Source organism: Pseudomonas sp., assembly GCF_051660785.1.
Classification (GTDB): domain Bacteria; phylum Pseudomonadota; class Gammaproteobacteria; order Pseudomonadales; family Pseudomonadaceae; genus Aquipseudomonas.
The window spans coordinates 38,774-65,189 of the sequence record NZ_JBOFQE010000073.1; the positions used below are offsets into that span (position 1 = coordinate 38,774).

General features: G+C 57.0%; 26 protein-coding genes. 22 read left to right on the plus strand and 4 right to left on the minus strand.

What is annotated here, in order from left to right; translation table 11 throughout:
• Positions 1 to 126 precede the first annotated feature (126 nt).
• The 4 genes from ACRC4F_RS18890 (at position 127) to ACRC4F_RS18905 (ending at position 2,187) form a co-directional block, all read left to right on the plus strand.
• Complete coding sequence (locus ACRC4F_RS18890) at positions 127 to 447, plus strand: hypothetical protein (protein WP_438660710.1); 321 nt, start codon at positions 127 to 129, stop codon at positions 445 to 447.
• Positions 448 to 534: 87 nt separating this feature from the next.
• Positions 535 to 1,092, plus strand: coding sequence for a Smr/MutS family protein (locus ACRC4F_RS18895; RefSeq protein WP_223487627.1), 558 nt, complete (start codon positions 535 to 537; stop codon positions 1,090 to 1,092).
• Positions 1,093 to 1,169: 77 nt separating this feature from the next.
• Positions 1,170 to 1,715, plus strand: a complete 546-nt coding sequence (folE, locus tag ACRC4F_RS18900) for a GTP cyclohydrolase I FolE (protein WP_085705311.1) — start codon at positions 1,170 to 1,172, stop codon at positions 1,713 to 1,715.
• 100 nt (positions 1,716 to 1,815) lie between these two features.
• Positions 1,816 to 2,187: a glutathione S-transferase N-terminal domain-containing protein gene (locus tag ACRC4F_RS18905; RefSeq protein WP_438660711.1), complete on the plus strand. Its 372-nt coding sequence runs from the start codon at positions 1,816 to 1,818 to the stop codon at positions 2,185 to 2,187.
• A gap of 187 nt (positions 2,188 to 2,374) precedes the next feature.
• Here ACRC4F_RS18905 and ACRC4F_RS18910 read toward each other — a convergent pair whose 3' ends face one another.
• Positions 2,375 to 3,541, minus strand: coding sequence for a PLP-dependent aminotransferase family protein (locus ACRC4F_RS18910; RefSeq protein WP_438660712.1), 1,167 nt, complete (start codon positions 3,539 to 3,541; stop codon positions 2,375 to 2,377).
• Between the two features lie 81 nt (positions 3,542 to 3,622).
• Between ACRC4F_RS18910 and ACRC4F_RS18915 the strand changes: the two genes are divergently transcribed.
• From ACRC4F_RS18915 to ACRC4F_RS18935, 5 genes are all read left to right on the plus strand, one after another.
• Entirely contained in the window at positions 3,623 to 4,066 is a 444-nt protein-coding gene (locus ACRC4F_RS18915; RefSeq protein WP_438660713.1) for a MarR family winged helix-turn-helix transcriptional regulator, read from the plus strand.
• Positions 4,067 to 4,322: 256 nt separating this feature from the next.
• Positions 4,323 to 5,672, plus strand: coding sequence for an NCS2 family permease (locus tag ACRC4F_RS18920; protein ID WP_042932677.1), 1,350 nt, complete (start codon positions 4,323 to 4,325; stop codon positions 5,670 to 5,672).
• 79 nt (positions 5,673 to 5,751) lie between these two features.
• Positions 5,752 to 6,381: a LysE family translocator gene (locus ACRC4F_RS18925; RefSeq protein WP_438660714.1), complete on the plus strand. Its 630-nt coding sequence runs from the start codon at positions 5,752 to 5,754 to the stop codon at positions 6,379 to 6,381.
• A 169-nt stretch (positions 6,382 to 6,550) separates the two neighbouring features.
• Positions 6,551 to 10,147, plus strand: a complete 3,597-nt coding sequence (locus ACRC4F_RS18930; RefSeq protein WP_438660715.1) for a calcium-binding protein — start codon at positions 6,551 to 6,553, stop codon at positions 10,145 to 10,147.
• 556 nt (positions 10,148 to 10,703) lie between these two features.
• Positions 10,704 to 12,248, plus strand: coding sequence for a hypothetical protein (locus ACRC4F_RS18935; protein WP_438660716.1), 1,545 nt, complete (start codon positions 10,704 to 10,706; stop codon positions 12,246 to 12,248).
• 172 nt (positions 12,249 to 12,420) lie between these two features.
• On the opposite strand, the gene uraH is transcribed toward ACRC4F_RS18935, so the two are convergent.
• Positions 12,421 to 12,774, minus strand: a complete 354-nt coding sequence (gene uraH, locus ACRC4F_RS18940; protein WP_010456673.1) for a hydroxyisourate hydrolase — start codon at positions 12,772 to 12,774, stop codon at positions 12,421 to 12,423.
• Between the two features lie 420 nt (positions 12,775 to 13,194).
• Here uraH and puuE point away from each other — a divergent pair, with 420 nt between their 5' ends.
• From puuE to ACRC4F_RS18985, 9 genes are all read left to right on the plus strand, one after another.
• Complete coding sequence (gene puuE, locus ACRC4F_RS18945; protein WP_438660717.1) at positions 13,195 to 14,121, plus strand: allantoinase PuuE; 927 nt, start codon at positions 13,195 to 13,197, stop codon at positions 14,119 to 14,121.
• Positions 14,118 to 14,633: a 2-oxo-4-hydroxy-4-carboxy-5-ureidoimidazoline decarboxylase gene (gene uraD, locus ACRC4F_RS18950; RefSeq protein ID WP_438660718.1), complete on the plus strand. Its 516-nt coding sequence runs from the start codon at positions 14,118 to 14,120 to the stop codon at positions 14,631 to 14,633. Before puuE ends, uraD begins: the two co-directional genes overlap by 4 nt.
• A gap of 88 nt (positions 14,634 to 14,721) precedes the next feature.
• On the plus strand, positions 14,722 to 15,717 hold the full coding sequence (gene alc / locus ACRC4F_RS18955; protein WP_059404692.1) for an allantoicase: 996 nt from the start codon (positions 14,722 to 14,724) through the stop codon (positions 15,715 to 15,717).
• 121 nt (positions 15,718 to 15,838) lie between these two features.
• The gene (locus ACRC4F_RS18960; RefSeq protein WP_150702853.1) at positions 15,839 to 16,342 is read left to right on the plus strand and encodes an ureidoglycolate lyase; all 504 of its coding nucleotides are present in this window, start codon (positions 15,839 to 15,841) and stop codon (positions 16,340 to 16,342) included.
• A gap of 50 nt (positions 16,343 to 16,392) precedes the next feature.
• Complete coding sequence (locus tag ACRC4F_RS18965; protein ID WP_438660719.1) at positions 16,393 to 17,685, plus strand: urate hydroxylase PuuD; 1,293 nt, start codon at positions 16,393 to 16,395, stop codon at positions 17,683 to 17,685.
• A 161-nt stretch (positions 17,686 to 17,846) separates the two neighbouring features.
• Complete coding sequence (locus tag ACRC4F_RS18970) at positions 17,847 to 19,205, plus strand: nucleobase:cation symporter-2 family protein (RefSeq protein WP_438660720.1); 1,359 nt, start codon at positions 17,847 to 17,849, stop codon at positions 19,203 to 19,205.
• 156 nt (positions 19,206 to 19,361) lie between these two features.
• Entirely contained in the window at positions 19,362 to 20,147 is a 786-nt protein-coding gene (locus ACRC4F_RS18975; RefSeq protein ID WP_438660721.1) for an outer membrane protein OmpK, read from the plus strand.
• A 1-nt stretch (position 20,148) separates the two neighbouring features.
• Positions 20,149 to 20,526 (plus strand): hypothetical protein, encoded by a 378-nt coding sequence (locus ACRC4F_RS18980; RefSeq protein ID WP_438660722.1) that lies wholly within the window; start codon positions 20,149 to 20,151, stop codon positions 20,524 to 20,526.
• Positions 20,523 to 21,308: an outer membrane protein OmpK gene (locus ACRC4F_RS18985; protein WP_438660723.1), complete on the plus strand. Its 786-nt coding sequence runs from the start codon at positions 20,523 to 20,525 to the stop codon at positions 21,306 to 21,308. Before ACRC4F_RS18980 ends, ACRC4F_RS18985 begins: the two co-directional genes overlap by 4 nt.
• Positions 21,309 to 21,424: 116 nt before the next feature.
• Here ACRC4F_RS18985 and ACRC4F_RS18990 read toward each other — a convergent pair whose 3' ends face one another.
• Positions 21,425 to 22,597, minus strand: a complete 1,173-nt coding sequence (locus tag ACRC4F_RS18990; RefSeq protein ID WP_438660724.1) for a patatin-like phospholipase family protein — start codon at positions 22,595 to 22,597, stop codon at positions 21,425 to 21,427.
• Between the two features lie 35 nt (positions 22,598 to 22,632).
• Positions 22,633 to 23,565, minus strand: coding sequence for a lipid A biosynthesis lauroyl acyltransferase (locus ACRC4F_RS18995; protein WP_438660725.1), 933 nt, complete (start codon positions 23,563 to 23,565; stop codon positions 22,633 to 22,635).
• Positions 23,566 to 23,683: 118 nt separating this feature from the next.
• On the opposite strand from ACRC4F_RS18995, the gene minC reads away from it, so the two are divergent.
• The 4 genes from minC (at position 23,684) to ACRC4F_RS19015 (ending at position 26,405) form a co-directional block, all read left to right on the plus strand.
• Positions 23,684 to 24,421 carry a septum site-determining protein MinC gene (gene minC, locus ACRC4F_RS19000; protein WP_438660726.1) on the plus strand — a complete coding sequence of 246 codons (738 nt, stop codon included), beginning with the start codon at positions 23,684 to 23,686 and terminating at the stop codon, positions 24,419 to 24,421.
• Between the two features lie 191 nt (positions 24,422 to 24,612).
• Entirely contained in the window at positions 24,613 to 25,425 is an 813-nt protein-coding gene (gene minD / locus ACRC4F_RS19005; RefSeq protein WP_438660727.1) for a septum site-determining protein MinD, read from the plus strand.
• Positions 25,425 to 25,679 (plus strand): cell division topological specificity factor MinE, encoded by a 255-nt coding sequence (minE, locus tag ACRC4F_RS19010; RefSeq protein ID WP_007898843.1) that lies wholly within the window; start codon positions 25,425 to 25,427, stop codon positions 25,677 to 25,679. The genes minD and minE overlap by 1 nt, the downstream gene beginning before the upstream one ends.
• A 90-nt stretch (positions 25,680 to 25,769) precedes the next feature.
• Entirely contained in the window at positions 25,770 to 26,405 is a 636-nt protein-coding gene (locus tag ACRC4F_RS19015; RefSeq protein ID WP_030131660.1) for an RluA family pseudouridine synthase, read from the plus strand.
• Positions 26,406 to 26,416 lie beyond the last annotated feature (11 nt).

Consider the following 26,416-nt stretch of genomic DNA (forward strand, 5'->3'; position numbering starts at 1 on the left):
CATCGATGAGCGGTCAATACCGCCGCTCATCCGCAAAAGCCTCTCATTTGCTGCAATTGACTTAGCCTCAGGAACAACCCGGACAACTCCCGGTCGAAGGGCCGATACCCATTGAGGAAGGTCGGAATGAAGTTATCCGATGGTTTTGATGCACGCCGCTTGCGGCCCAAGGGCCAACGCAACTGGCGTTTTCGATTCGGCGCAGCCTTTGCTGCCTTGCTGGCGACCTGCGGTGTGTTGCTGGCCATGGCCGGTGCCGCCAGCCTGCTGGGCCGTCCCCCGGCCCTGGGCGAGTTGAACGCCAGCCCGCTGGGCTCGTCGATCATTCTGGCGGTCGGCCTGTTCGTGCTTTATATCGGTGTATGGCTGTGGCGTCGCTGCCGGCGTCGTTCGCGCCAGTCGCGCGAGCTAAACATGTCCCCGCACCTGATGAAAAAACACGATTGAATCGAAGGCCCGGCGTTTCGGCGGGCCTCAATTGTTATGGATAGCGACTCGACTTGGGTAAACTGGCCGCCCTTCGCGGAGGCTGACATGCAAGACGACGATTTTTCCCTGTTCAAAAGTGCGATCCAAGGCGTCAAGCCGATCAAGCACGATCGCGCCGAAACCGGCAAACCCAAGGCCGACCGCGCGCAAATAGCCAAACTGCGCCAAGCCGCGACCGTTCGCACCGATGCCACCACCGTTGATGGTCTGTCCGATCAGTTCGTGATCGACGTCGGCCCGGAAGACGAGTTGATGTGGGCCCGTGACGGTGTTCAGGAAAGCCAGATGCGCAAGCTCAAGATCGGACAGATTCCGTTCGAAGGCAGCCTCGACCTGCATGGCATGTCCGTGGAGAAAGCCCGGGAAACCCTCTGGGCGTTTCTGGCCGAAGCGACCAAATTCGAAATCCGCTGCGTGCGCGTCACCCACGGCAAAGCCGTGCGTCTGGACGGCAAGCGGCCGATGATCAAAAGCCATGTCAACACGTGGTTGCGTCAGCATTCACAGGTGCTCGGTTTCACCTCGTGCCAACCTAAACATGGCGGTGCCGGCGCGGTTTATGTGATGCTCAAACGGACCATGATGGAAGGTCGCGACGAGTAAAGCTGTCGCTTCACGCTTGCAGCGCCGTGTTTGCCACCGTACCCTTGCCCTTTGCGAAAATCCCCACAGGTAGTTTCATGTCCCTGGAACAGAATTACACGGCCATCCTTGGTCAACTTGGCGAGGACGTCTCCCGCGAGGGTCTGCGCGACACGCCAAAGCGTGCCGCCAAAGCCATGCAGTACCTTTGCCGCGGCTATGAACAGACACTGGAAGAAGTCACCAACGGTGCCTTGTTCAGCTCCGACAACAGCGAAATGGTGCTGGTCAAGGACATCGAGCTCTACTCGTTGTGCGAACACCACCTGCTGCCGTTTATCGGTAAGGCGCACGTCGCCTACATCCCGAGCGGCAAAGTGTTGGGCCTGTCGAAAGTCGCGCGAATCGTCGATATGTATGCTCGCCGCCTGCAGATCCAGGAAAACCTCAGCCGCCAGATCGCCGATGCGGTCCAGCAAGTCACCGGCGCCCTGGGCGTTGCGGTGGTGATCGAGGCCAAGCACATGTGCATGATGATGCGCGGTGTGGAGAAACAGAATTCGTCGATGATCACGTCGGTGATGCTGGGTGAGTTCCGCGAAAATGCGGCGACCCGCAGCGAGTTTCTCAGCCTGATCAAGTAATTTTTGACACGAAGAAAACCGGCATTCATCGCCGGTTTTTTTTCGCCTGAGAAAAATCAGGTAAGCTGCGCGCCTTCTTTCGCCCCGTGAGGCTTGTCCCGTGTTCGTTAAAGCGCTTCGTGTCGGCCTCGGCCAACTGATCATATTCATCGACTTCATCACCCGCCCCGGCAAGAAGCAGCGCCCCGCCGCTGCTCAGGCTCAGGTCGAAACGGCCGCCAAAGGCCTGACCCTGTATCAGTTCCACGCCTGCCCGTTCTGCGTAAAAACCCGTCGTACCTTGCGCCGCCTGAATGTGCCGGTAGCGTTGCGTGATGCGAAGAACAACGAACAGGATCGCCAGGCGCTGCTGGAGCAAGGCGGCAAGATCAAGGTGCCGTGCCTGCGCATTGAAGAGAATGGGCAGACCACCTGGATGTATGAGTCCAAGGTGATTATTGATTATCTGGATAAGCGATTTGCTGCTGCTTGATGGTTTTGTGGTGTGACTGAGGCCGTCATCGCGAGCAGGCTCGCTCCCACAGGTGACTGAGTTCCTTCAGGAGAAACGCGGTCGAATATGGGAGCGAGCCTGCTCGCGATGAGGCCCATCCAGACACTACAAACCCCAGACAAAATAAACCGGCCCCTGAGCCGGTTTATTTGTTTCTACCCTCCCCTCAGGCCGCTTCTGCCGCCTGCGCCTGACGCACCACCGTCGCCAATCGCTTGAGCCCTTCATCCAGGCGCGCCGGGTCGATATGGCTGAAGTTCAGCCGCAAGTGGCCGAGGTTGCTGTCCGGCTCGGGGAAAAACGGTTCGCCCGGCATGAACGCCACATCCGCTGCCAGTGCAGCGTTGAGCAGCGTTCGCGTATCCAGCGGCTGCTTGAGCGTCAGCCAGAAAAACAGCCCGCCTTGCGGTACGTTCCAGTCCGCCAGATCGCAAAAGTGCGTTTCCAGCGCTAACTGGAACGCATCCCGACGCACCCGGTAGAAGTCTCGTAATTCGCTCAGGTGATGCTGATATTTTTCGCTACCTATCCATTGCAGCGCTTGCCACTGGCCGACTCGATTGGTGTGCAGGTCGGCCGATTGCTTGAGTCTGAGCAGGTGCGGGAACAGGTCCGGGCTGGCAATCAGATACCCGACACGCAAGCCCGGCAACAAGGTTTTCGACACGGTGCCGGTGTAGATCCAGCTGGCCTTTTTCAGACGACTGACGATCGGCGTCGCACTGCCGCCGTCGAAGGTCAGCTCGCGGTACGGCTCGTCTTCGAGCAGCGTCACGCCGAATTCATCGAGTAACGCAGCGACGGCCTCGCGCTTGCTTTCGCTGTAGCGCACGGCCGAGGGGTTCTGGAAAGTCGGGATCAGGTAGATGAAGGCTGGTTGGTGTTTTTCCAGACGAGCGCGCAGCTGCGCCAGGTTCGGGCCATCGGCTTCCAGCGGCACGGTGAGGCAGTTCGCGCCGAACAGCTGGAAAATCTGCAAAGCCGCCAGATAGGTCGGCGCCTCAAGCAGGATCTCGGTGCCTTTGTCGATGTACAGCTTGGCCGCCAGATCGAGTGTTTGCTGGGAACCGCTGACCACCAATACCTGGCTCGCCTCACACCGTACGCCCAACGCCCGGGCTTCAGCGGCCAAGGCCTCACGCAATGCCGGCTCGCCTTCGCTCATGCCGTATTGCCCCATGGACAGCGGCATGTCGGCCCACTGCACTTTTGGCAGCATGGCTTCAGCCGGCAAGCCGCCAGCGAACGACATCACTTGCGGACGCTGGGCCGCGGCGAGGATTTCACGGATCAAAGAACTTTTAAGGCGCGAGACACGTTCGGAAAAAGCCATGGGGTCACCGGTAGCGAGGCTTGAGGAAAATGAGTCAAACTAGTTGACCGAAATTACGACAGACCGAACGGATACGTCAACATGCTTGACCTTAAAAACCCCATCACCCAGCAACAGGCCATGGAGGCGTTTTTCTTCGGCTACCAGGCATTCACCGCCAAGGCTGACGAAATGCTTGAGCGCCGCGGCCTCAGCCGGGTGCATCAACGCATCGTATTTTTCATTGCGCGCTACCCGAACCTCAGCGTCAAGGAACTGCTGGCGTTACTCGGGGTGACCAAGCAGGCGTTGAATATTCCGTTGCGCCAGTTGTTGGAAATGCATCTGGTGAATAGCGTTGCGTCCGAGACGGACAAGCGCAAACGGCTGCTGGAGCTGACCGACGATGGCGCTCGGTTTGAGCAGTCGTTGCGGCGTGAGCAGGTGAAATTACTGGAACGGGTATTTGCCGAGGCTGGGGAGATGGCGGTGAATGGATGGTTGGCGGTGAATCTGGCGTTGGGGGACAACCAGCAGAAGATGTGACCTCGCGTCAGCCTTCGCGGGCAAGCCTCGCTCCTGCAGCGAAGGCACCCCTTCCTGGCGATATATCCCTATTGCCAAACTTTGCGTCTACAAAATCAAAAACATTATTTGCTTTATTTGTATACAAAAGCATAATCCACTTCGTGCGAGTTCCTGACCAACCGGTCAACAAATTCGCAAATGCCTCAAAGGGCCGCTGCCACCCTCATGGGTCCGGCCCTGGAAATAACAATAAAACTCTTGAGGAGTATTCGCTGTGGAAAGCCGCAAATCCGAAGCCCCGACGCTGGAACTCTCGCCGCCGTTACGCAATGGCTTGCTTGAGCGCATCTTCAAACTCAGCTTGCATGGCACCACGGTGAAGACCGAGCTGATTGCCGGTCTGACAACCTTCATCACCATGGCCTACATCATCTTCGTCAACCCCAACATCATGGCCGACGCCGGGATCGATCATGGCGCCGCATTCGTCGCGACCTGCATCGCTGCCGCCTTGGGCTGCCTGCTGATGGGCCTTTACGCCAACTGGCCGGTCGGCCTGGCGCCGGGCATGGGCTTGAACGCGTTCTTCACCTACACCGTGGTCGGCACCATGGGCTACAACTGGGAAACCGCCCTCGGCGCGGTGTTTGTTTCCGGTGTGTTGTTCATGTTCCTGACCTTCTCGCGGATACGCGAATGGTTGCTCAACAGCATTCCTGTGAGTTTGCGTTATGCCATGGGCGCCGGTGTGGGTCTGTTCCTGGGATTGATCGGCCTGAAAACCGCAGGCATCGTCGTCGATAGCCCGGCCACCCTGATCAAACTCGGCTCCCTGCGCGAACCCGGCCCGTTGCTGGCCGCCATCTGTTTCCTGATGATCGCCGTGCTCAGCTATCACAAAGTGTTCGGTGCGATTCTCATCAGCATCATCACCGTGACCCTCGCAGGCTGGGGACTGGGCCTCGTCCACTACGAAGGCATCATGTCCGCCCCGCCAAGCCTGGCGCCGACCTGGATGGCCATGAACGTCGCCGGCGTGTTCAACGTCAGCATGATCAGCGTGGTGCTGGCCTTCCTCTTTGTGCACATGTTCGACACCGCCGGCACCCTGATGGGCGTTGCCCAGCGCGCCAACCTGGTGAACGCTGATGGCCGGATCGAAAACCTTTCCCGCGCCATGAAAGCCGACAGTGCTTCCAGCGTGTTTGGTGCGGTGGTCGGCGTTCCTCCAGTAACGAGCTACGTGGAAAGTGCTGCGGGTGTAGCGGCGGGTGGTCGGACTGGTCTTACCGCCGTGACCGTAGGTGTGCTATTTATTGCAGCCATGTTTTTCGCACCGCTCGCTGGAATGATCCCTGCTTATGCGACCGCTGGTGCGCTGATTTATGTGGCAATGCTGATGATGGGCGGCATGGCGCACATCGAGTGGGACGAAGCGACCGACAGCATTCCGGCGATCGTCACCGCAATCATGATGCCGCTGACCTTCTCAGTCGCCGATGGTATTGCGCTGGGCTTTATCACTTACGTGGTGCTGAAGGCTTTCACCGGTAAGCACAAGGAAATTTCCGTCAGTTTGTGGGTGCTGTGCGCGATTTTCATCGCCAAGTTCATCTTCTTGTAAGCCGGCTACGTTTCAAAAACAGAGTTTCAAAACAGCCTCACCCCGCCGGGTGGGGCTTTTGCACAAAGGGAGGAAAGTGATGAGTCTGGAAACCTGGCTGCTGTTCAGCGGCGCTGCACTGGTGGTGATCCTGATCCCGGGTCCCCTGTCTTTGCTGATGATCAGTAACAGTCTGAATTACGGTTTGCGCCGCTCTTACCCGGCGTTTCTGGGTGGCGTGATTGCTTCGATCTGCTTGCTCAGTGCCTCGGCGTTGGGTCTGGGCGCCCTGCTACTGGCGTCGGAACAGCTGTTCAGCGCGTTAAAGATTGTCGGAGCACTGTACCTGTTCTACCTCGCCTGGCAGAGCTGGCAGCAATCGCGGCAGCCCTCGGTGCGCGCTGAAGTGCCACAGGCGGCTCCAGTCCCGCGCTTTCGGGCACTGTTCGGTCGGGCATTTGTGCTCGGCGCGAGCAATCCGAAAGACATCCTGTTCTTTGCCGCTTTCCTGCCGCAGTTTTTGAGTGCCGGGCAACCGTTCCTGCCGCAGTTGCTGGTAATGATTGCGACCTGGACCGTGCTGGATTTGCTGTGCAAATTGGCGTACGGACTGGGTGCGCATGGCGCGGCGAAGTATCTGCGCAGTGGCAAGGGGCAGAGCTGGTTCAACCGAGTAAGTGCGGGGTTGTTTAGTGGTGCCGGGGTCACTTCGTTATTGAGCAATCACTGACACCGCGCCGCATTTCTATTTAATATGTTGTGTTACCAGGGACGGTCTCACAACTTCCCCCGAAACATCACGCAATAAGCAACGTTAACATTTACTTTCAGTCCTCCGAAAACATCCTCTAACATGGCATTGCGATTCCGCATACAACGCCACGACAAGGATGTCTACTATGGCTATTGCTTTCCAGTCACCTGACCCTGACCATTACAACGCCGTAGAAGTTACGGACATTGAATTAAAGACCAACGAACTTTTGCCTTCTACTATCAATTTTGAAAGAGAAGATGCGCATGACGATCAAAGCTCAAAAAACAGAAAAGCGCAGCTGAAAGTTGCAGACGAGCTCTTCGGCCCGCTTAAAATAGGCTCTTTCTTGGTCACTCGCCGTGCACTGGATGCATTGGGCACGACATCAACGGGTCAACCATTGAATGGGAAAAATACATTCTTCAGTCATCCCAAAAAATCATTTATCAATTCATTACAATTTGACCCCTTGCATATTGAAGCGCGCATGCAATCTACCGGAGTCGCGGACGATTATGCATTGCCCTCATTATTATTCGAGATTGCAAGCCAGCGCCCCGTCACAGCTCCCCCTCTACTTAAAGCAGCTAATGTCACGGCGTCAGACCCGAATCAATATCGGCATAAAATGGACAAACTGCTCAAATCGGCACAAAAGCTGGATGTTCTTCACGCGCATCTGTCCACGAGTACGCCTCACTGGGTAAACCGCGTAAAAAGCAGCAGCATGATCAGTATGGGGGCCGGTCTTCAGGCTTTCGGAATCTACAGCGGTCTGCGTGGACTGCAAGACGCCATCCGCAGAAAGGACGAGGGTGAGGTGGTATTCAACAGCCTCAGTATTTCGGCAGAGATCACCTCGTTAGCTGTCGAACTGGCTGTAACGAAGCAAGCAAAATACATGATCGACGCGGGCCAAAAGGCCTACAAGGATTTTGCCAAAACACTGGTTGGTGTTCGATTGGGACGGGCGGCGGGTTTGATTGCCAGTGCATTGACATTGCCCTTCGATATCATCTCTGCTGTCAAATCCTTTGATAGCGCAGCAAGAGCCAGTGGCAAGGAAGCCATGGACCACTACGTCAACGCCGGCTTGAGCGTGGCCAGTGCAGCAATGACATTAATACTGGGTACAGCGGCCTTGGCGGGCTTCTCGTTCATAGGGCCCGCGGGGCTGGCGGCAGGACTGCTGCTGGTAGCGGGGTCACAGATCTATGCGGCTGTACGCGTAGTCGACGATATCGACGATTACATCGAACTCACTGCCCATGAGCGTCTTCGGGCAGGCTGGTTCGCCTTTTGGGGCATCAGTCCTGACCAAAGTGTTCAAGACCGCTACGAAATCACCAAGGCGACCGTCGAACACGCGAAGCTGTTACAAACAACCTCAAGAAAACTACTGGATGGCAAATTAAAAGAGAGCACCGAGGTCATCGTAAACGGCAGTTTCCAAGTAGAACTAAAGCCGACGCAGACAAGACACTTTGATTGGGATGCACAACAATACAGTTATAAAACAGTCGCCAAACCGCAGATTGTCGACGGCAACGATATGATTGATGCCAGTGCAGGTATTTCTGCGAATATGCCCGGTGCGGAGTTTGGTACCCCTGGAGAGAACAAAGGCGCGCTGTGGTTTATCGGTGGCGGTAACGACACTATTCTTGGCGTAAAGAAAAAACCCAACCGATTCTATTACGGAGCCGGCATTAAGGAACTGACAGGAGGAGAAAAAGACGATGAATTCATCTTCGAAGGTGCCGCTGATGTGCTCAAAAATGGCCTTCAAAGTTCCCTTGCAACAAAACTGGAGGGCGGCTCGGGAAACGACACATTAGTCTTGGATGGGCACCATTCAATCCCTGACAAGCAACGACTTGGCTATCACATCGACTTAAATGCCGGACAATTGTCCATTATCCACTACGACAATACCAACGAGCGCATCAGAAACGACAGACACACATGGCTAGATAGTATTGAGAGCGTAGAAACCCTGGCAGGCGCAGCAAACAAAGTCATTGGCACAGACGGACCGAACATTATCAAGTCTCGGGGCTTCGATACCATTCAAGCGGGAAACGGCGACGACCAAATCTACATGTTCAACAACCATGGCTCGGTTTCTGGAGGAGCCGGCGAGGATCAATATGCTGTTGCACACAAATCTGGCGGTATCTTTATTACCGAAGATGGCGTCGACGAGAGTGTCATTGCCCTTGATTGGAGAATGGACCTGATCAAGAGCTGGAAAATAGAAAACCAGCAATTGGTCATCACTTCAGGATTCGACCTCGACGACATCCGAGAGCGAGATGTGTACATAAAGGGGGTTTATCAAGAAGTCGGCAGCTTGCAAAAGCTGCGGAATAAAAAGCTGACATTCATTACAAAAGATGGATTTCATTTAACCCCTGATCTCCCTGAGACGATCGAGAATCTTGACCCGACGGACATCCAGGTAGTCATTACCCGACAGGGAGCACTGCAAAACCCAATCATACTTACCCAACCTGAGTGCACAGTCCGTCATGATAAAAATTCGTCTTACTACATTTCTAAAATCAATGAGCAAACAACATTCCACGTAAAACAAACCAGTCGCGGCGCGCTAACCACCCTTCATCTGGATTACGCCAGTCATGAGCTGACCGGCATGGAGGCTTATTACCACGCCGATCTGAGGCGTGAGCGGACTTTCGATCGCATTATTTATACGGATTGCGGCCTGACGTTTCACTTCGATAGCAAACGGTTGATCATCAAAAACCTGGCCAGCTCTTTCATTGGTGGACAACACAGAATCACGGACCGGATAACGCGCCCCATCAATTCATTGAATCATCATTTTGTATTGATCATGAACGATGGCATTTCCTATCGAGTCTCTCAACCCGCACTGCCCGACACTGTGTTTGTAAACGATCAGTTTGAAATATCCGGCCCCATGAAGTGGACGTGCGAGGTCCCGCTGCCTCTAAGAGCGAGAGTTGGAAAATACCTTCATCGTCAGCCTTTCGACAATGAAGCGCATAAGCTCGGCGCGACGGATAAATGCGTACAGATCTATGCCTCCCCAGAGCATGCCGCTATCGAAAACCTGACGGGCGAAGGCTCAAAATACCTTGTCCACCTCAGTCACGGCGTCTCATTGCGCATTGCAACTCCCGGAGCGCTGGCCGATGCCACTCCTCGACTAGCTTTTGCCTCAGACTGGGAGTTTGACGCCACACAACTCGGCAGGGTAACGATTAACTTGACCAACAATCACTTAGTCCTCGGACATACTGTGATTCACCTTCCAGACTATAAAAGCCCCGCAGACCTGATCGATAACGTCAGCGTCATCACAGCAGGTGGAATCATTTACACAGTCGATCTTGTCTTTGAGACAGTACAGATTGAATCTCTAGACGGTCGATATTGCAAAGATTACTCAGATCTCAACAACCCGATACCCGAAGAGCTGGTATTGAACGAAATAAAGGAGCTGCCTGTTCTAAACATTGCGATGAAAGACGGCACCACCGGCGCTCTCTCCTTCAGCCTGTCGACCCGGCGCTGGACCTTGGATACAGACAAGTCACGAACTATCCATTATGCAGACCTGAAGCGTGTAAACCGTTGCCAACACCAGTTAGAACATTGCCATGCACTAATGGAACACGGTGCAGATGCAAGCCCTCCCGTCAGCGCTGCCAATTTGCGAACGCTGCTGGATGCCTGCAAAGCTTTATGACGTTTACTCAAGGCGCCGCCCACACTTCAATCCTGCTACGTGGCGAAGTCTTTTGTAGCAATAATCACACCATCCTATAAATATATAGTGCACCTCGAATGCAAGCTTAACTGAAACTATAAACCGTCAAGAATCGACGTTACGCATTTTCACGACTTCAGTTTCACCAAGCGACACTTTCGTGTTCTTTCAGGTGCACATCCTGAGCCAGGCATTTATTTTATATTTATCGGAAGTTACAGAAATGGCCAAACCACCCAAGATAACACCCATCGCTCAACCGTCCGGCACTACGACAACACCGCCCCGAACGTCATCAGGAGCAGACGTCGTCAGAGCCGATCATTCCGTTCACCATGGTGTGCGCCTGCCAGGTGGAGAACCAGCCCCCGACTTACACCTGTCGAGCCCCCCGGGAAATAACACCCCTCATCATCAACCTGTGGTCGTCACCGACATGCCTGCCACAGCCCCTTTGACTAGCCACGCCAACCTGGTTTCCTGGCCTAGGGAACAGGTCGACAAACTCATTCAGATCAGTGACTCCGGACTGTTTATGAGTAAAGAGCAGAAAATGTATGCCGATGTCGAAAGAGCGGGTATCGGCAGGGTGGAGCTTAATGCTGACGGAGCCTACCAGGTTCATTTTCCGTTTGCGCCGGACTTTCCAGGCCCGGTTCTGAAGAAAATCGAAGGCAAGGCGCTGTGGCAGATTGCTGCGCCCTGGACCGGTCCCCAGGCCAGAGACTTGAACATCAACGATACGGCCAACCCCGCTGCTGTAACCCTCATTAATTCAACAGCGGTCAAAAAAATCCCGGCGGCCGATGATCTCGGAATTCGCTGGCATAACCTCAGAAGTTATGTCGACCTGATCGGCGAGGGTACCGTGCTGGTCGGCAAAAGCGAAAATGGAGATTATCAGGCGACCTCTCCACAGGAATGGACTCCATCCGGTCCGGTACTGGAAAGAATCGGAGTGACACAATACTGGAAACGCAAATCGGCAACCTCCAGACCTTTGAAAAAAATGGATGCACCTGAACATGCCTCTTCGTCTGAAGACTTCGAACCTGGCCCCGCCAAACGCTCCAGAACCGAAGAAAGCGGTGACACCTCAAACGATACGCCCATGAGTTCAGGTTTGAACCCATATATATGGGCATCATGGGGAAAAATAGTGAAACCGGAGGCCGTGGAATCCGTTCAAATAGGCCAACTTCATTACCAGGTCGTGGCCCAGGGAAAATTCCCCTATCCGCTCGTAACTTACCTCCAACACCCCTCGTTCATCCCCTCGTACTTTGCAGCTTTTGAAAAAATGCTGAATGAGGCGCCATGGTTACAACCGGTGACAGCCATCCGAGACAGCACGAGTAGTCCATGGAACGTTCAAGGTAGTTCTCGGCAATTCGATAGACCCATAACGCAGATTGTCATGGATTCGTTCAAGGACTTCTCGGTTCACACATCAAGGGCCATTGCCAAGCGCTTGTTTGAACAGTCGGGTCACTCTGAAGTCATCATTCAGGATGGATTGTCCGCTACAGCGGTAACCCTGCGTCATTGGAAAAAACAATCGACATTGTTTCTCCCTGAGCTCGAAAATCCGTTGGATTTGTTGCCTGTTGCTCCACGCACCGGTCCCTCGGGGAAGTTAATCTCCATACCGCCACCCACACCGGGTGACCCGTTACGACGGCTGGACTTCAATCTTGACCGTTATCAAGTTGAATGGACTAGCTACCTGGCCCAAAAGTCTGATAACAACCTCAAACACCTCGTGAATAACGTACTGATCAATAACGGATACGAAGTGTTTCCAGCTTCAAGCAAGGCGCGCAACCCTGTCTTGGTATTCAAGCGAGCGAACCATGACAAGGTCTACTTTCTTAAATTGGGCCTTGCTGAGCGAAACTCCATTGAACTTAAAGCAGCTGCCCCGGAATTGGCTGATCCGGATTTGGCTAGTCAAGTCGGAAACGAAGCCTATCAGGCACTGATGGCTGCTAACGCGCATGACAATATCGTATGGCTTTTGGGTGGCGTTCAATCAACGTCTTCGGGGTGGCAGTCCGTATTTATCATGAGAGAGCGTTGATCAGTCGCTGAACTCTCGTGCCCTGGCTGACAGGTGGCGTTCAGCACCCAAAAGCGGGGCGCAACGCACACGCTTTTCAATCTGGCAAAAAAAAGCCCGCAGTGTGAGCGGGCAAAAGACCAAAGAAGCTATATGCGCAGTCGCTTCCAGGTTGAGGCAGCTGCTTGGGGGATCAGCTGCCGCGGTACGTGGAATAGCTATATGGCGAAATCAGCAACGGCACATGGTAGTGATCCTGTTCCGCAGAGATGCCAAAGCGCAGCACCACCACATCCAGGAACGCCGGCTCCGGCAGCTGAACGCCACGGGCGCGGTAGTAATCACCTGCATGAAACTGCACCTGATAGACCCCGGAACGGTAGTCATCGCCTTGCAGCAACGGGGCATCGACTCGGCCGTCGCTGTTAGTGATCGCGCTGGCGACCAATTCCAGCTGCGAGCCTTCAACGCGGTACAACTCGACCTTGATCGAGCTGCCCGGGCAACCGTGTGCAGCGTCCAAAACGTGTGTAGTCAAACGTCCCATTGATTCTGCGCGCCTGCCTGCATTGAGCAGTCAGGCCTCGCGCCTCCCGAAGTCAGTTGGAAAGGAGGCCGCACCGATTCGGAGCACGAAACGTTGCGGCGAGCGACTGATTAAGACACTTTTCAAAAAAATTGTACACAATAAAAACGACATTTTTCCGGCAAGCATCGCCATTCAGATATTCCCGGCGGATGTGACGCCAAACCATGCTATCAGAGAACCTTCTATCCATTAGCTGACCAAGTGGGCAGGTTTCTTGCAATATCATGTGAAGATGACAGTTCATCAAAAATGCGAAAATTCAGGCTTACAAAGTGAATATAAAGTTGTATACAATCAGCCCATCGCTGTGACGCCAGCCTGACTTCCCACTTGCAGGCACGCCACACAACCTGTCAACGAATAAGAAGGAAGACTGCAGTGAGCGCTGACTACCCACGCGACCTGATCGGTTACGGCAGTAACCCTCCTCACCCACACTGGCCGGGCAATGCCCGCATCGCCCTGTCGTTCGTGCTCAATTACGAAGAAGGCGGCGAACGCAATATCCTGCACGGCGATAAAGAATCCGAAGCCTTCCTTTCGGAAATGGTCTCGGCACAGCCGCTGCAAGGCGCGCGCAACATGAGCATGGAATCCCTTTACGAGTATGGCAGCCGTGCCGGCGTCTGGCGGACTCTGAAACTGTTCAAGGAATTCGACATCCCGCTGACCATCTTCGCCGTGGCCATGGCCGCCCAGCGCCACCCGGACGTGATCCGTGCAATGGTTGATGCTGGCCACGAGATCTGCAGCCACGGCTACCGCTGGATCGACTATCAGTACATGGACGAAGCGCAGGAACGCGAGCACATGCTCGAAGCGATCCGCGTCCTCACCGAAATCACCGGCGAGCGCCCACTGGGTTGGTACACCGGCCGCACAGGCCCGAACACCCGTCGTCTGGTGATGGAAGAAGGCGGTTTCCTTTACGACTGCGACACCTACGACGACGACCTGCCCTACTGGGAACCGAACAACCCGACCGGCAAGCCGCACCTGGTGATTCCGTACACGCTGGACACCAACGACATGCGCTTCACCCAGGTCCAGGGTTTCAACAAGGGCGACGACTTCTTTGAATACCTCAAAGACGCATTCGACGTGCTTTACGCTGAAGGTGCCGACGCACCGAAGATGTTGTCGATCGGCCTGCACTGCCGTCTGATCGGCCGTCCGGCGCGTCTGGCCTCGCTCAAACGCTTTATCGAATACGCTAAAAGTCATGAACAGGTGTGGTTCAGCCGTCGCGTCGACATCGCTCGCCACTGGCACGAAACCCACCCGTATCAAGGGGCTGCGAAATGAGCACCTTTCAAACGCTGAAACCTTCGTCCCTGAGCCGCGACGCCTTTGTCGCCGCTTTCGCCGACATCTACGAACATTCGCCATGGGTGGCCGAAAAGGCCTTCGACCTGGGCCAGGACGCTTCGATCGACGAGATCGAAACCCTGCACCAGCGCATGAGCGACATCCTGTTGAGCGCCGATCACGAAAGCCAACTGGCCCTGATCAACGCTCACCCGGACCTGGCCGGCAAAGCCGCCGTCCAGGGCCAGTTGACCGAAGCCAGCACCAATGAACAGGCTGGCGCCGGTATTCACCAATGCACGGCCGAAGAGTTTTCTCGCTTCACCGAGCTGAACGACGCCTACAAAGCCAAGTTCAAGTTTCCCTTCATCATGGCGGTAAAAGGCAGCAACCGGCATCAGATCCTCGCGGCGTTCGAAACGCGCATTCACAATTCGGCGGATACCGAATTCAAGTGCGCGCTGGCGGAGATCAACAAGATCGCCTTGTTCCGTTTACTGACCCTATAGCGAGCCTTGCCCGAGTGTTCTTAAACGCGAAACACACCCAGGGCACTGCGAGCATCCCAAGCCAACTAATTAAAGGCAGACAAGAAGAATGAAAGCTTACGCCGTACCTTTCGAGAAGTTCGTCAACCTGGCCGACGCCCGCCTGGGCACCAAAATCATCTCGGTCACCGATGACTGGTTCGCAGACGCCAACCGTCTGTTCCAACCGACCCCGGCCGTGTGGAAGGAGGGCGTGTTCGATGACAACGGCAAGTGGATGGACGGCTGGGAGTCGCGCCGCAAGCGCTTCGAAGGCTACGACAGCGCGGTGATCCGCCTGGGCGTACCGGGTTCGATCAAAGGCGTCGACATCGACACTTCATTCTTCACCGGCAACTTCCCGCCGTCCGCCTCTCTGGAAGCGTGCTTCCTGGCCTCGGGCGAGCCGGACGACAACACCCAGTGGACTGAAGTGCTGTCCGCCGTCGAGCTGCAAGGCAACAGCCATCACTACCACGAAATCAGCAACGACCAGGCGTTCAGCCACCTGCGCTTCAACATCTATCCGGATGGCGGCGTGGCCCGTCTGCGTGTGTACGGTATTCCGTTCCGCGACTGGTCCGCTGTCGGCGACAACGAGCAAGTCGACCTGGCCGCAGCCCTCAACGGTGGCCGCGCCCTCGCCTGTTCCGACGAACATTTCGGCCGCATGAGCAACATCCTCAACCCGGGCCGTGGCATCAACATGGGCGACGGCTGGGAAACCGCGCGTCGTCGCACGCCGGGCAATGACTGGGTCATCGTCGCGCTGGGTCATGCTGGCGAGATCGAGAAAGTCATCGTCGACACCCTGCACTTCAAGGGCAACTACCCGGACACGTGCTCGATCCAGGGCGCGTTCGTCAAGGGCGGCACCGACAGCCAGATCGAAACCCAATCGCTGTTCTGGCGCGAATTGCTGCCGGCGCAGAAACTGGAAATGCACGCCGAACATACCTTCGCCGAGCAGATCAAGGCCCTGGGCCCGATCACCCACATCCGCCTGAACGTGTTCCCGGATGGTGGTGTGAGTCGCCTGCGGGTATTGGGCAAGGTCGCTAAATAAGCGCTGACCCCAATCGCCAGCAGGCTGGCTCCCACATTTGGAATGCGTTTCCCCTGTGGGAGCCAGCCTGCTGGCGATAGCAACAGAACCAACAACACAGAATTCGGAAAAGAAGACCAGCATGCGCACACTGACGATTGAACCGCTGACCAAAGAAGCCTTCGCCCCTTTCGGTGACGTGATCGAAACCGACGGCAGCGATCACTTCATGATCAACAACGGTTCGACCATGCGCTTCCACAAACTGGCCACGGTGGAAACCGCGAAGCCAGAGGATAACGCGATCATCAGCATCTTCCGCGCCGACGCGCAGGACATGCCGCTGACCGTCTGCATGCTGGAGCGTCACCCGCTGGGCAGCCAGGCTTTCATTCCGCTGCTCGGCAACCCCTTTCTGATCGTGGTCGCGCCACTTGGCGATGAACCTGTATCAGGCTTGGTCCGCGCCTTCGTCACCAACGGCAGGCAGGGCATTAATTACCATCGCGGCGTTTGGCACCATCCGGTGCTGACGATCGAAAAGCGGGATGACTTCCTGGTGGTTGATCGCAGTGGCACAGGCAATAACTGCGATGAGCATTTTTTCAAAGAGGATGAGCGTTTGATCCTTGCCCCCCACCAATAAGAGAAGGTCTGATCACTCGACAACAGAGTGACAGGCGAGAGGTAAAGACTGTGGAAGCACATCTGTTGGAATGGCTGAACCTGAGCGTGCGCTGGGTTCACATGATTACTGGCGTGGCCTGGATCGGTGCGTCGTTCTATTTCGTCTGGCTGGAAAACAACCTCAATCGGGTCAACCCGAAAAGCGGTCTGGCGGGCGATCTGTGGGCGATCCATGGCGGCGGTATCTATCACCTGGAAAAATACAAACTGGCTCCACCGACCATGCCGGACAACCTGCACTGGTTCAAATGGGAAGCCTACTTCACCTGGATGTCGGGGATCGCGCTGCTGTGCGTGGTGTTCTACTCCAACCCGACGCTGTACCTGCTGGCACCGGGCAGCAGCCTGACCGGCCCTGAAGGGGTCGCTCTGGGCATCGCTTCGTTGTTCGTCGGCTGGTTCGTCTACTCCTTCCTCTGCGACTCGGCCCTGGGCAAACGCCCTGCCCTGCTCGGCTTCATCCTGTTCGTGCTGATCATCGGCGCCGCCTACGGCTTCAGCAAAGTGTTCAGCGGTCGTGGTGCGTACCTGCACGTCGGCGCGATCATCGGCACCATCATGGTCGGCAACGTGTTCCGCATCATCATGCCGGCGCAGCGCGCACTGGTTGCCGCGATTGCCGAGAACCGCACGCCGGATCCGGCGCTGCCGGCCAAAGGCTTGCTGCGTTCGCGTCACAACAACTACTTCACCTTGCCGGTGCTGTTCATCATGATCAGCAACCACTTCCCGAGCACCTACGGCAGCCAATACAACTGGCTGATCCTGGCCGGGATCGCGGTGCTGGCGGTGTTGGTGCGTCACTACTTCAACACCCGTCACGACAGCCACAAGTTCGCCTGGACCTTGCCAGTTGCGGCTGTTGGCATGATCTGCCTGGCCTACGTCACTGGCCCGGCGCAAATGCCGAGCGCACCTGAAGCGGCCAAGGCCCCTGGCACCATCGAGTACCAGCCGCTGCCGGAAACTGCGGTCGGTGGCGGTGCCAAACCTGCCGCTGCGAAACCTGCTGAAGCACCGGTCCAGGCGTCAAACGCCGGCCCGAGTTTCGACAAGGTGCACAGCGTGATCCAGGAACGTTGCTCGGTCTGCCATTCGGCCAAACCGACCAGCCCGCTGTTCAGCGCTGCACCGGCGGGTGTGATGTTCGACACCCCCGAGCAGATCCGCCAGAACGCGGCGCGGATCCAGGCGCAAGCCGTCACCAGCCAGATCATGCCACTGGGCAACATCACCCAGATGACCCAGCAGGAACGTGACCTGATCGGTGCGTGGATTGTTCAGGGAGCCCCGACCAACTAACCGTTGAAAAGCATCGCCAGCAAGCCGGCTCCTACGGATCGATGTCGTTCACAAATGATGCGACCGACCCAAAACCTGTAGGAGCCGGCTTGCTGGCGATTGGCCGCGCCGCGGCCCCCTGATGCAAAAATCACAAGAATAAAAAAGATCCGAGGTGTTGCATGTCCGAGCTATCCGAAGCGCGCATACCCGACGCACCCGCCATTCAGCGTTTGCCCCTTTTGCAACTGATCCTGGTCGGTCTGCAACATGTTTTGCTGATGTACGGCGGAGCCATCGCGGTGCCGCTGATCATCGGACAGGCCGCTGGCCTGAGTCGTGAAGAAATCGCCTTCCTGATCAACGCCGACCTGCTGGTCGCCGGCATCGCCACCATCGTGCAATCCTTAGGGATAGGCCCGATGGGCATCCGCATGCCGGTGATGATGGGCGCCAGTTTCGCCGCCGTCGGCAGCATGGTCGCCATGGCCGGCATGCCGGGCATCGGTCTGCAAGGGATCTTCGGCGCAACCATCGCCGCCGGTTTCTTCGGCATGATCATCGCCCCGTTCATGTCCAAAGTCGTCCGCTTCTTCCCACCGCTGGTGACCGGCACGGTCATCACCTCGATCGGTTTGTCGCTGTTCCCCGTGGCCGTCAACTGGGCAGGCGGCGGTGCTGGCGCGACTCAATTCGGCTCCCCGATTTACCTGGCCATCGCCGCGCTGGTGCTGGCTACCATTCTGTTGGTCCACCGCTTCATGCGCGGGTTCTGGGTCAATATTTCAGTGCTGATCGGCATGTGCCTGGGCTACGTGATTTGCGGGCTGATCGGCATGGTCGACCTCAGCGGCATGGCAGATGCGCCCTGGCTGCAGATCGTCACCCCGCTGCACTTCGGCATGCCCAAGTTTGAACTCGCACCGATCCTGTCCATGTGCCTGGTGGTGGTGATTATCTTCGTCGAGTCCACCGGGATGTTCCTCGCGCTCGGCAAAATCACCGGCCAGGAAGTCTGCCCTCGGATGCTGCGTCGCGGCTTGTTGTGCGATGCCGGCGCCTCGTTTTTTGCCGGCTTCTTCAACACCTTCACTCACTCCTCTTTCGCGCAGAACATCGGCCTGGTGCAGATGACCGGCGTGCGTTGTCGCTCGGTAACCATCGTGGCCGGTGGTTTGCTGGTGGTGCTGAGCCTGCTGCCGAAAGCGGCGTTCCTGGTAGCGTCCATTCCGCCAGCGGTACTGGGCGGCGCGGCGATTGCGATGTTCGGCATGGTGGCCGCGACCGGGATAAAGATTCTTCAGGAAGCCGACATCGGTGACCGTCGCAACCAGTTGCTGGTGGCGGTGAGCATCGGCATGGGGCTGATCCCGGTGGTGCGTCCGGAGTTCTTCGCGCACTTGCCGTTGTGGATGAGTCCGATCACCCACAGCGGCATTGCGATGGCGACGTTGAGTGCGCTGTCGCTGAACCTGCTGTTCAACATTCTTGGCGGCCGCGAACGCGCGGCGATCAACGACTGCCACGCACACCCGCACTAACCACTAACGCCACAAGCCCCCTGTGGGAGCGAGCCTGCTCGCGATGACGGTATGACATTCAACATCTGTGTTGACTGAACTGACGCTATCGCGAGCAGGCTCGCTCCCACAGGGAACACCTGCGCCTTGAAAAATAAAAACAAGAGGGAGCAACAGATGATTCGGACACAGAAAAACATGCTGTTGGGTGGCGGTCTTCTGGCTGCGAGCCAGGCCATGGCCGGCGATTTATTGCTGTGGCAGACCAACAGCCTGAGCTATCTGTACGGCAAGGATTTCGCGGTCAATCCGTCGATCCAGCAAACGGTGACGTTCGAGCACGCCGACCGCTGGAAGTACGGCGACAACTTCCTGTTCGTCGACAGCACTTACTACAACGGCGAGAAGGATCGGAACAAAGGCGTCCACGCCTATTACGGCGAGTTCAGCCCGCGCCTCTCCTTCGGCAAAATCCTCGACCGCCGTTTCGAGTTCGGCCCGATCAAGGACGTGTTGCTGGCCATGACCTACGAGAATGGCGAAGACGACACCGAGGCCTATCTGATCGGCCCCGGTTTCGACCTCAAAGTTCCGGGCTTCAACTTTTTCACCTTGAACTTCTACTACCGCCAGACCGAAGGCTCGCGCCCCGGCGATGACGTCTGGCAGATCACACCGGCCTGGTCCTACACAGTCCCGCTGGGCAATTCGAGCCTGTTGATCGACGGCTACATCGACTGGGTCGTCGATAACGACGTCAACAAAAAGGGCACCTATCACGCCAACCTGCACTTCAACCCGCAGATCAAGTACGACCTGGGCAAAGCCATGGGCTGGCGTGAGAAACAAGTGTACGTCGGCGTCGAGTACAGCTATTGGAAAGACAAGTACGGCATCGAAAACAACGGCAACTTCGACACCAATGAAAACACCACCAGCCTGCTGGTGAAGGTGCACTTTTAAGATGGCCCGCAACCGTGCTCCACACCTGTCGTCGGTGCGCTGTTGCGGGGCACTTGAGAACGGGCCTTGGAGTCAGTATTCTCCGCGCCCGCCTGAATCCGCTTTAAAAAAAAGCCCGGATTTAATTCCTGACCAGAAAGCCAACTTATCCCGGCTCTGGACGGTACCAAGGCACTCCAACCCCCCTCTCAATCGACTGCTCTTGAGCAGTCGAGCGGGAGTTTTTTTGCTTTTTGAAAGCCTTGGCCCAGCTCTTGCTAACAGCACTAAAGCTGACCGAATGGATGATTTTTTACAGCTACAGAAAAAGGCGCCACACCAGAGCGTCGACCTTAAAAAAATAACGTGGAACACCTACTTTTTGGGAGCAACCGAATGAAACGTATGTGCACTAGCCTGATGCTGGCGGGATCGTTACTGGCCGGGGGCCAGGCCATGGCCGGCGACTTGCTGCAATGGCAGAACAACAGCCTGACTTACTTGTATGGCAAGGACTTCCAGGTCAACCCGCGCATTCAGCAGACGGTGACCTTCGAACACGCCGATGGCTGGAAATACGGCGACAACTTCTTCTTCATCGACAAGATCTTCTACAACGGCAAGGAAGACGCCTTCGCCGGTGAGAACACCTACTACGGCGAATTCAGCCCGCGCTTGTCGTTCAACAAGATCTTCGACCAGAAATTCGAATTCGGCCCGGTCAAAGACGTGCTGCTGGCCATGACGTATGAGTTCGGTGAAGACGATACCGAGTCCTACCTGATCGGTCCTGGTTTCGACCTGGCAATTCCGGGCTTCGACTACTTCCAGCTGAACTTCTACAACCGTCACACCGAAGGCGACCGTCCGGGTGACGATATCTGGCAGATCACCCCGGTATGGTCCTACACCATTCCCGTGGGCGATTCGAACATCCTGATCGACGGTTTCATGGACTGGGTAGTCGACAACGACGTCAACAAAAAAGGCGAATATCACGCCAACCTGCACTTCAATCCGCAGGTCAAATACGACCTGGGCAAGGCACTGAACCTGGGCGAAAAGCAGTTGTACGTCGGCGTCGAGTATGACTACTGGAAAAACAAGTACGGCATCGAAGACAGCCAGGGTTTCAAGACTGATCAGAGCGTGACCAGCTTCCTGGTCAAGGTTCACTTCTGATTCGGCGGCGTCTGTAAGGACGCCATCGCTAGCAGGCTAGCTCCCACAGTTGATCTTCGTCGCGCTGAAGATCCCCTGTGGGAGCTAGCCTGCTAGCGATAGCAACACCGCCGACCTCAGACAGAAACCACCGGCTCCGACAATCCAAGAAACCGGCACAACTCCCCGCGTTTGGCCAACGCATCCCGACGCCCCAGATCAATCAACTCGCTGCAATACCCCGCCTCGAACAGCAGATAACTCAGCACTCCCGCCCCGCTCGTCTTGGTCGCCCCCGGCCCGCGCAGAAACAGGCGTAACGCTGCCGGCAACTCTTGCCGATGCCGCGCTGCAATTTCATCGATCGGCTGACTCGGCGAAATCACCAGCACCTCCACCGGCGCCACACCCAACGCGCGCGATGGCGTGCCATCGGGCAGCAAGTGGCTGAACTGATTCAGACGCTGCAACAACTCGATGTCACTTTCCAGGCTGTCAATGAACGTACTGTTGAGCATGTGCCCGCCGATCTGCGCCAGCGTCGGCTGCTGACCGGTATAGGCCCGTTGCAGCGGCTGCTCCGGGTCGACCCCGCGCGGGTTGCCGCTGACGCCCACCACCAGCACTCGGCTGGCGCCCAGGTGCAGGGCCGGGCTGATCGGTGCTGATTGGCGTACCGCGCCGTCGCCGAAATACTCTTCGCCGATCTTCACCGGCGCGAACAACAGCGGAATCGCCGAGCTGGCCAACAAATGATCGACGGTCAATTGCGTAGGGACGCCGATCCGTCGATGGCGCAACCAGGCATCGATGGTGCCACCGCCCTGGTAGAACGTGACGGCCTGCCCGGATTCGTAACCGAACGCCGTGACCGCCACCGCCTGCAACTGCTTCTGGGCGATGGACTCGGCAATGCCGTTCATGTGCAGTTTGTCGTTGAGCAATCCGCGAAGCGGCGAACTGTTGAGCAAGGCCACCGGAACCTGCGCGCCGATGCCCAGCAAACTGTGGCTGACAAAACGGCTGGCCTGGCTGATCACGCCGGGCCAGTCGCTGCGCAACACCAGATGACTGCGAAAGCCCTGCCAGAACGCGGTCAAGCGCTCGATCGCTCCGCGAAAATCCATCGCCCCGCTGGCCAGGCTGACCGCGTTGATCGCCCCGGCCGAGGTGCCGACGATCACCGGAAACGGATTGTCTGCACCCAGCGGCAGCAACTCGGCAATCGCCGCCAGCACACCCACCTGATACGCCGCCCGAGCCCCGCCGCCGGAAAGAATCAACCCTGTAACCGGTTCAGCAGGACTCATCGCAACACTCCATGGTGCTTAAACGGATGGGTGATTCAGGCGCGTTTCTTGTACAACTTCGGCTCGCCCGGTGGACGGCTCTTGAAGCGCCGATGGGCCCAGAGGTATTGCTCCGGACATTCGCGCAAGGCGCCTTCGACCCACTGATTGATCCGCAGGCAATCGGCCTCCTCGGTCTCGCCGGGGAAACCTTCGAGCGGCGGGTGAATCATCAACCGATAGCCGCTGCCGTCCGCCAGACGCTCCTGGGTGAACGGCACCACCAGCGCCTTGCCCAGCCGGGCAAACTTGCTGGTGGCCGTGACCGTCGCAGCCTGAATGCCGAACAGCGGCACGAAAATGCTTTGCTTGGCGCCGTAGTCCTGATCCGGTGCGTACCAGATTGCGCGACCGGCCCGCAGCAGTTTGAGCATGCCGCGCACGTCATCGCGCTCAACCGCCAGCGAATCGAGGTTGTGCCGCTCGCGGCCCCGGCGCTGGATGTAGTCGAACAGCGGGTTTTTGTGTTCGCGATACATGCCGTCGATGGTGTGCTGTTGCCCCAATAGCGCCGCGCCGATTTCCAGCGTGGTGAAATGCACCGCCATCAGAATCACGCCCTTGCCTTCGCGCTGGGCCTTTTTCAGATGCTCCAGGCCTTCGACATGGGCCAGCTTCGCCAGACGTTGACGCGACCACCACCAGCTCATGGCCATTTCAAAGAAGGCGATGCCGGTGGAGGCGAAGTTTGCCTTGAGCAGGCGCTTGCGTTCGTCGGCGGACTTTTCAGGGAAACACAGCTCCAGATTGCGCTTGGCAATGCGCCGTCGGTCGCCGGCCAGCCGATACATCAAGGCACCGAGCAGGCGGCCGATCAACAGCAGCGCCGGATACGGCAACTGAACAATCAGCCACAACAGTCCCAAGCCACACCACAGCGGCCAGAAACGCGGCATAAGAAATGTTTTTCGAAAACGCGGGCGATCCATTAAAGGTTCCGGAAAGACAATGGCCGCGCATTCTACATCGTTCGACCCGGCTTGCGGCTTGCGGGCGTTCTCGTTATAAGTCTCGGCACTTTTAGTGACAAGCCGTTGTATGCCGACCATGAGCCAAACCGAACCGCAAGACCAGGATCCCGTGTTCCAGTTGAAGGGCAGCATGCTCGCCATTACGGTGCTGGAGCTGGCCCGCAACGACCTCGAGAACCTTGATCGGCAACTGGCCGCCAAGGTCGCCCAGGCGCCTAATTTCTTCAGCAACGCGCCGCTGGTGCTGGCCCTGGACAAACTCCCGGCCAGTGAAGGCGCCGTTGATCTGCCGGGCCTGATGCGCGTGTGCCGCCAGCATGGCCTGCGCACCCTGGCGATCCGTGCCAGCCGAATCGAAGACATCGCCGCCGCCATCGCGGTGGATTTGCCGGTGCTGCCGCCGTCTGGCGCCCGTGAGCGCCCTCTTGACCCGCTTGAAGGCGTCGTCAAGAAAAAGCCGGAAAAGCCGCCCGAGCCCACCATCAAACCGACCAAAATCATCACGTCGCCAGTACGCGGTGGCCAGCAGATTTATGCCCAGGGCTGCGATCTGGTGGTGATCTCGTCGGTCAGCCCGGGTGCGGAACTTCTCGCCGATGGGAACATCCATGTATACGGCCCGATGCGCGGTCGCGTGTTGGCCGGGGTCAAAGGCGACACGAAAGCCAGGATTTTCTGTCAGCAAATGAGCGCTGAACTGGTCTCCATCGCCGGTCACTACAAGGTTTCCGAGGATTTGCGTCGCGACCCTTTGTGGGGTGCGGGTGTGCAAGTCAGCCTGTCAGGCGACGTGTTGAACATCATTCGGCTTTAACGGATACTGCCGCATTTTCCAAGCATCTCTAAAACGTAGCGAAAACGGCTCAAACGAAGTAGGAAAAAGGCCAAACGCAGTGTTTATCGCTGTTCTGGACCGGATTCCAGCCAAGGCTGTCCGACTGCAGTAGTTTTTCAAGAGATGTTTTTCAGGGGCTAAAAGTCCTTTTTCCTTAGGGGTGAAACACCTTGGCCAAGATTCTAGTGGTTACATCCGGCAAGGGTGGTGTGGGTAAGACCACCACCAGCGCCGCTATCGGTACCGGCCTCGCTCTGCGCGGCCACAAAACAGTCATCGTCGACTTCGACGTCGGTTTGCGTAACCTCGACCTGATCATGGGTTGCGAGCGCCGCGTGGTGTATGACTTCGTCAACGTTGTGAACGGCGAAGCCAACCTGCAACAAGCCCTGATCAAAGACAAACGCCTGGAAAACCTCTACGTCCTGGCCGCCAGTCAGACCCGCGACAAAGACGCGCTGACCGTGGAAGGCGTTGAAAAAGTCCTGATGGCGTTGAAAGAAGACTTCGAATACGTGGTCTGCGACTCCCCTGCCGGCATCGAGAAAGGCGCCCACCTGGCCATGTACTTCGCTGATGAAGCGATTATCGTGACCAACCCGGAAGTGTCCTCGGTACGTGACTCGGACCGCATGCTGGGCCTGCTGGCGAGCAAATCCCGTCGCGCCGAAAACGGCGAAGACCCGATCAAGGAACACCTGTTGCTGACCCGCTACAACCCGCAGCGCGTGAGTGATGGCGAGATGCTGGGCGTTGAAGACGTCAAGGAAATCCTGGCGGTTGCCCTGCTGGGTGTCATTCCTGAATCCCAGGCAGTACTCAAGGCTTCCAACTCGGGCGTGCCCGTGATTCTCGACGACCAGAGCGACGCCGGTCAGGCGTACAGCGATGCGGTCGATCGTATGCTGGGCAAAACCGTGGAACATCGTTTTCTCGATGTGACGAAGAAGGGCTTCTTCGAGCGCCTGTTTGGAGGTAGATAATGAATCTTTTTGACTTCTTTCGTGCCAGCAAAAAGGTCAGCACCGCGTCGGTAGCGAAAGAGCGTCTACAGATCATCGTGGCGCATGAACGCGGCCAGCGCAGCACGCCGGACTACCTGCCAGCCTTGCAGAAGGAACTGGTGGAAGTGATCCGCAAGTACGTCAATATCGGGTCCGACGATGTGCACGTCGCACTGGAAAACCAGGGCAGCTGCTCGATTCTGGAACTCAATATCACCCTGCCGGATCGCTAGTCGATCCAGCGGGAGCCACGGCGGCGCAGGACCCTTCTGTCACTGGAAGGGGCCTGAGTCGCCGTTGGCGTTTGTTACGAGGCTGTTTTAATGCCGTTGTCCAACATCCGTATCATCCATCAGGACGCCGCCGTACTGGTGGTGGATAAACCGACCCTGCTGCTCTCTGTCCCTGGCCGGGCCGATGACAACAAGGACTGCCTGATCACCCGCCTGCAAGAAAACGGCTACCCGGAAGCGCGAATCGTCCATCGCCTGGACTGGGAAACGTCCGGCATCATTTTGCTGGCCCGTGACCCGGACACTCATCGGGAGTTGTCTCGGCAATTTCATGACCGCGAAACCGAAAAAGCCTACACCGCCCTGTGCTGGGGACAACCGGAGCTGGACAGCGGCAGCATCGACCTGCCCTTGCGCTACGATCCGCCCACCAAGCCACGCCACGTAGTGGACCACGAGTTCGGCAAACACGCCCTGACCTTCTGGCGAGTGCTGGAGCGTTGTGGCGACTGGTGCCGCGTCGAACTGACGCCGATCACCGGTCGGTCCCACCAGTTACGCGTTCACATGCTTTCCATCGGCCACCCGCTATTGGGTGACGGGCTCTACGCCCACGAACAGGCACTGGCCGCTTGGCCACGGTTGTGCCTGCACGCCAGCATGCTCAGCTTCACCCATCCCCAGACCGGCGAACGCTTGCGTTTCGAATGCCCGGCGCCGTTTTAAGCACTGCCTGA